A 1,844-nucleotide genomic window follows, 5' to 3' on the forward strand; every position below is an offset into this window, starting at 1 on the left:
GTACTTCTATCCCGGCAAATCTACAGTGTTCCGCAACGCCTTCCGGATCAAATTCCGCAAGTCTTGCAAGGTCAAACGCTACCTTCTGATAGGTTGCATATCCTGATCTTCCTGTTTCATTCAACACTTTTCCAAGTTTATGTTCCTTGATAAAATGAAGCATATCCTTGGTAAAATCTCCTGTTATAAAAGCCTCATTTGGCTCTAAGAACTGATAGGGCAGATTAATGGTTACATCTCCAAAATCTTCCCAGTCTCTCCCTTCCTTATGGCAGAGTCCTACATATAAATTCCCATTGTTCCGATAAGAGCTCACTCGTATCGCTACTGTCTCACGTCCGAATTCCCAGTTATATCTTAATGTTTTCTTTGTATCCATATTTTTTAACCTCCAAGTCCCATCATTTCTCTGACAATACGGTCAGATGCCTTAATTGCTCCAACAAGTACCAATAAATTGAATACCAGTTCTCCTACATAGTTCCACACGATTGTAACTGCACTCAGCTCCGTATCTCCCACTGCCGGAGGACTTGCCGCATAAGCAGAAAAGATAATACACGCCAGTGCAATAATTGCCCCTTCCAGACACACGCCTATATAAGAACGGATAAAGTTCTTTCCAATAGACTGCGTGGGTTCTCCTGCAAACGAGGAAATCGGAATCGGGGCGATTGCCGTATACATATAGATTTTGAACATTCTGCCATACACTGTCAGGATCATCACAAATGACAATACAGTAATCAGCAGACTGCCAAGCAGTGTGACAATCCACAACGGAATGGATTCCAGCATTCCCACACTCTCAATCTTATCTACAATCTCCGTTGGCAGTTCCGTCACGCTTCCTGCCATACTGGAGCCGCTCATTACGGTTGTCACGATTCCCTGCACGATGGAAAACAGTGCCTGCATAAGTTCCATTCCGTATGTGATTGCTCCCTGAGCAAGAGCAAACCGGATAAATGCTTTTAGCACATGTTCCGGCTTTTTCAGATCTGTAAAACTGCCACACGTTTTAATGATTCCGGCTGCGAAAAATAATACCAGTAATCCATAAGCAATGGCTGTCAGTGCATCATTAATATTTACCATAATCCGCCAGATGCCGCCGCCCTTAAAAGTTGCCGGATTTTCAGTCAGCAGAGTCCACAGTTCTGCCATCTTTTCACTCCATGTGGATAGTGCTGAGTTTAGATTCTGTACAATCCAGTTATCACTCAAAAACTCTCACCTCCTTAAACATATTTTTGAATACAGGAGTACCTTCCGGCACTCCTGCTGTTTCCTGATATATTTTTTCAAAGAGGCTTACGCCATAATCAAATCGAGGATTTCTTTGGCGAACGTAATAATTACCCCTCCGGCCAGTGTCAGAAATCCATTTGCCCTCTGGCTTGGATCATGGCTTTTTAAAGACAGACCAACCTGCACAACACCAAATCCAAGCAAAATCAAACCGATCGCACGAATCAGAGAAAAAATAAAGGTAGACAGGTTATTGATAACGGACAACGGATCTCCGGCTGCGAATGCGGTCGTTGCTCCAACCGTTACGGTCAGTACCAGTGCCATATAAAGGCTCATCCACTTTTTCTGTTTTCTCCCCATCGGCATCGGGGTTATCATTTTTTCAGTTGTATTCTTTTTTGTTCTATTTTTTTCTCCTGTGAGAAGTTTCTTCAATACACATCACTCCAATCCATCAAAAAACTGCTATTCACCAAGGATGTCCTCGGTAGACAGCAGTTCGTAATCGTCTAATCTGTTAATGTCAATCTTTAGGTCGTCGTGAGCCAGTGGTGTTTTCGCATAATCATAAGGCGATGCACCACCGTCCT

General features: G+C 43.2%; 3 protein-coding genes. All 3 read right to left on the reverse strand.

Annotated elements, in window-relative coordinates:
• The coding region (locus G4407_RS15920; RefSeq protein ID WP_173689657.1) for a DUF4313 domain-containing protein at nucleotides 1–379 on the reverse strand (379 nt) is incomplete at its 3' end.
• Between the two features lie 5 nt (nucleotides 380–384).
• Nucleotides 385–1,227 (reverse strand): hotdog family protein, encoded by an 843-nt coding sequence (locus G4407_RS15925; RefSeq protein ID WP_173689658.1) that lies wholly within the window; start codon nucleotides 1,225–1,227, stop codon nucleotides 385–387.
• 87 nt (nucleotides 1,228–1,314) lie between these two features.
• Complete coding sequence (locus G4407_RS15930; protein WP_044927371.1) at nucleotides 1,315–1,632, reverse strand: glutamyl-tRNA amidotransferase; 318 nt, start codon at nucleotides 1,630–1,632, stop codon at nucleotides 1,315–1,317.
• Between the last annotated feature and the right edge of the window lie 212 nt (nucleotides 1,633–1,844).

The sequence above is a fragment of the Allocoprococcus comes genome, from assembly GCF_013300725.1.
GTDB classification, from domain to species: Bacteria; Bacillota; Clostridia; order Lachnospirales; family Lachnospiraceae; genus Allocoprococcus; species Allocoprococcus comes_A.